This is a genomic window from Pseudoalteromonas sp. SR45-5 (assembly GCF_014163565.1).
GTDB classification, from domain to species: Bacteria; Pseudomonadota; Gammaproteobacteria; order Enterobacterales; family Alteromonadaceae; genus Pseudoalteromonas; species Pseudoalteromonas distincta.
Genome location: NZ_JACJDN010000667.1, coordinates 1 through 2,091, shown reverse-complemented (window position 1 = coordinate 2,091; position 2,091 = coordinate 1). Strand labels below are relative to the sequence as shown.

General features: G+C 36.3%; 2 protein-coding genes. Both read left to right on the top strand.

Annotated features, from left to right (window positions below; translation table 11 throughout):
- Positions 1-307: ATP-binding cassette domain-containing protein (locus tag H5072_RS17780; RefSeq protein WP_182694310.1), on the top strand; the 307-nt coding region annotated here is incomplete at its 5' end.
- A partial coding sequence (locus H5072_RS17775) for a hypothetical protein (RefSeq protein ID WP_182694309.1) occupies positions 307-2,091 on the top strand: 1,785 nt, incomplete at its 3' end. The genes H5072_RS17780 and H5072_RS17775, both read left to right, overlap by 1 nt.

Here is a 2,091-nt window from a genome sequence, read left to right as displayed (position 1 = left end):
AGAAGCTGCGCTTAATAAAGTAAATATGCTGGAGTTTATTGATAGAAAGCCAAGCCAATTGTCAGGCGGGCAACAACAAAGAGTTGCTATTGCTAGAGCATTAATAAATGAGCCTTCTATTATTTTAGCCGATGAGCCAACGGGTAATTTAGATTCGAGTAATAGCGAACAAATATATCAGTTACTCAATAAGCTAAACGACGATGGCAAAACAATTTGCTTAATAACACATGATGAAAACCATGCTAAAACAGCAAAAACGCGTTTGTATATTCAAGACGGACAGCTTAGTGCGCAAGGTTTTTGATGCTGAACTTAATTACTGATCTGACCTTAAACTGGCTAAAATATGCTAAGCAAAATACTAAATTATGGCTTAGCTGTTTGTTGCTGAGTATTCCTTTGTGTTTAATTTTAAATATAAATAATATTCATAGTCAGTTTTTATCAGCCGATCACACGGCAATAAATAACATCCACAACATTAAACAAGTTTACTTAAGTGACACTCAAAATGACTTACCCGTTGATGAGTACATTTTTGATGAAATAACCTTATTGCACCAAGATTTAGTCGGCGTTTTTGAACGCTCTATTGATTTATCATTAAAGCTTTCGGTTAATCATGATAGCGAGCCTGTTAAGGTAAGCTTTATATCGGGGGGTTATAAACAATTAGGTATCATTCCTGCTTTAGGCAGCTTTGAGAAGCTAGATTTCCCAAAACAAGGCAGCGCACTAAGTGCCGCCATTAGCTATTCGTTTTGGCATACTCATTTTAAAGGTGTCACTGATATTATTGGCAAACAGCTTGCTGTTAATAATAAGAGCATAAACATTGTTGCTGTAATGCCAAAAGAGTTTAAAAGCTTTAAACGTGCCTATGAACCTAAACTCCTTATTTCTTACTCGCAACTCAAGCGCATTTTGCCTCAAGAAAGTAGCCTGACCCCAGATACATTTACGTATATTTTAGGAAACGTTAAAAATAAAACACTCTTTTTAAGCTTGCTAAATAAGCACTTACAAAACGAAATGTTTATATTTGATAACACCGAACTTAAGTTTAGTGATGGTATTGGCGTTAGCCCTACTCACTTTAATAAAATAATAAAGCGCCTAAACTTATTGCAGTTACTTTATTATATTTTACTCTCATTTAGCTTTATTGCCTTTTGTGCATTTTACTGTGCAGAGTCAATTAAAAAGCAACAAGAAGAAACTATACGCAAACTATGTGGAGCCAATAACACACACATTTTTGTGCAGCAAATTATTGATATTGCACTCACAAGCCTACTACTTATTATTGTAATGTGCGTTTTGTATCCACTGAGCGACCGCATTAGCGCAATTTTATTACCAAGCCTGAATAAGCTAAGCAGCTCTTTTTCATTATTTACGCTGGCGGTATTTTACATAGTTATTATTACTTTTTTATCGGCGCTTAGTTATTTTCAGCGAAGGTGGGTACACAGCAGTATTGGACGCGGCCAAAGTGCAACAACAAGCGAAAAAGTACAAGTGTTCTCATTGCTTTCGTTACTTACTAGCCTTGCTATTACAAGTGTTTACATTAGTAGTTTGGTTATTTACAGCCAGATTAATTTAAATAATAAAAGTATGGGTTTTAATGCAGATAATATTCTAATTGCCAGCTTTAGTTTTCCACAATCACCTAGCGAGGCCTTTAATGCAAATAACTCTGCTCAACAATTAATTCAGCAATTAAATTCACTGCCCATTATTGAAGAAGTATCACTTAGCTCTGCCCCGCCACTATCAGATCGCAGTGGGTTTAGTGCATGGTACACCGTTACCGGACAAGCTATCAGTTCGGTTAAAAGCGCCAGTACCGCAAGCCATAGAGTGAGCCCGCATTACTTTAAAACTATTGGCGCTAAGCTTATTTCTGGGCAAAGTGTGCAATGGCAACAGTACCAAAACATTGTCGTTAACAGCGCTTTATGGGATCAATACTTTGCAGGCACAGAACTAAGCCAAGCTTATTTATTAGCCCAGTTTGATACTGGAAAAGTAAAACATAAAGTAGTTGGCGTTGTTAATGATATTTATAATGAAGGGGCCGAC